This window comes from Streptococcus oralis, assembly GCF_001579025.1.
GTDB lineage: Bacteria > Bacillota > Bacilli > Lactobacillales > Streptococcaceae > Streptococcus > Streptococcus oralis_X.
Genome location: NZ_KQ970235.1, coordinates 956417 through 958151, shown reverse-complemented (window position 1 = coordinate 958151; position 1735 = coordinate 956417). Strand labels below are relative to the sequence as shown.

Below are 1735 nucleotides of genomic sequence, written 5' to 3'. Positions count from 1 at the left end.
AGAAGTTCGTGCAGCCCTTGCTCGTTGTGGTTTGACAACTAAGCATATCGAAAGCCAGATTCAGGTCTTATCAGGTGGTGAACAAGCCAAGGTGCGTTTCTGTCTCTTGATGAACCGTGAAAACAACGTCTTAGTGCTGGACGAGCCGACCAACCACTTGGATGTGGATGCCAAGGAAGAACTCAAACGCGCTCTCAAAGAATACAAGGGTTCTATCCTTATGGTTTGCCACGAACCAGACTTTTATGAAGGCTGGATGGACCAAATCTGGGACTTTAACAAGCTAACTTAAAAGCACTAAAAAGGCCAAGTCGAAATGACTTGGCTTTTTTGACTAGTAATTTAAAAAGCTTTCAATTTCAGATTTCTCAATTTCTTTACCGTAGTGGCAAATCGGACAAGAAACGAAGTAACTTTTACCATAAGGGAAAAGTGGAATCCAGTAGAGGGTGAATTTGCGCCCAGTTTCTATGATCTCCCAAGTGTCGACATTGTTACAGTGACCACATTCGATCGCAGTTTGCGTATGTCCCAAATCTTTTTGATAACCTTTAGAACCCCAAAATAAAATCATGTCATCGTCTCCTTATCTGTTGATGGCTTATTTTTTGCTGAAGTCGTAGTCTTTCACCACTTCAATACTATCAATGGTGATAGCAGACGTTGGTTTGTCTTTCTCATCTTTTTCAGCTTTGGCAATCTTGTCAACAACATCCATGCCATCGATGACTTGACCAAAGACAGGGTGTTTGCCGTCTAGACTTGGATTTCCACCTTCTTTATAGGCTTCGATGATTTTCTTTGGATACTTGCTTGTAGGGAGTTTAGCTGAAATATCTGTTGAATTTTGGTTGATGAAGAACTGGCTACCGTTGGTGTTTGGTTGACCAGTGTTAGCCATAGCAAGGGCTCCTCGGATATTGTATAGGTAAGGAGAGATTTCATTTTTGAAACCAGTTCCCTTGTCCTTTGTTTTATCCTTATCATGCCAGATAGATTGGCCCCCTGTACCATCTCCCTTAGGATCTCCAGTTTGGACCATAAAGCCATCGATGACACGGTGGAAGGTGATGCCGTTATAATAGCCTTCCTTAGCGTGAGTAAGGAAGTTTTCAACTGCTAGTGGTGCTAGTTTTGGAAAGAGTTTGATACGGATATCGCCTTGATTTGTGTGTAAAATGACCTCGGCTTCGTCTTCAGCAACTTCCTTAGAAAGTTGAGGGAAGTTGGCATTGTCATTGGTCAATGCGTCATTCAAATCTTTGGCAGCCTGAGCAGCTGCTTTTGAGCTTTCTTCAGCAGAGATACTTGAGTCGACATATTCATCACCACGGAGACCACGTTGGATACTAGTACATCCAGCAAGGGCTACCGTTGATAGTAAAAGAAGGGTTGCTAGTTTTTTCATTGTTAACCTCTCAAAAATTCATTTCTACCATTGTACCTTAAAAGGAGCTTGATTTCAAATGTAAAAGATTTTACTAAAAATTTCTAGTAGTTAAAAAAATTAAAACTCTGTCAAGTTTTTTTCTTGACACTTGTCAGAAATCTGCTATAATAGAACATGTGCTAAATAGCTCAGCTATTTCACCGAAATAAAAAAATAAGAAAAGAGACATTAAAAAATGGCAGTTAAAATCCGTTTGACTCGTATGGGTTCTAAGAAAAAACCTTTTTACCGTATCAACGTAGCAGACTCACGTTCACCACGTGACGGACGTTTCATCGAAACAGT

Annotated in this window: 4 protein-coding genes; 2 read left to right on the top strand and 2 right to left on the bottom strand. The window is 40.5% G+C overall.

Going from position 1 to position 1735, the window contains the following annotated elements; genetic code table 11:
- Positions 1–292, top strand: a 292-nt coding sequence (locus tag SORDD27_RS04645) for an ATP-binding cassette domain-containing protein (protein WP_155718888.1), incomplete at its 5' end; no start/stop codon positions are given.
- A 42-nt stretch (positions 293–334) separates the two neighbouring features.
- Here the strand turns inward: SORDD27_RS04645 and SORDD27_RS04640 are convergent.
- On the bottom strand, positions 335–574 hold the full coding sequence (locus SORDD27_RS04640) for a zinc-ribbon domain-containing protein (RefSeq protein WP_081103355.1): 240 nt from the start codon (positions 572–574) through the stop codon (positions 335–337).
- A 27-nt stretch (positions 575–601) separates the two neighbouring features.
- Positions 602–1408: a peptidylprolyl isomerase gene (locus SORDD27_RS04635; protein ID WP_045617343.1), complete on the bottom strand. Its 807-nt coding sequence runs from the start codon at positions 1406–1408 to the stop codon at positions 602–604.
- A 217-nt stretch (positions 1409–1625) separates the two neighbouring features.
- Between SORDD27_RS04635 and rpsP the strand changes: the two genes are divergently transcribed.
- A partial coding sequence (gene rpsP, locus SORDD27_RS10285) for a 30S ribosomal protein S16 (protein ID WP_231069318.1) occupies positions 1626–1735 on the top strand: 110 nt, incomplete at its 3' end.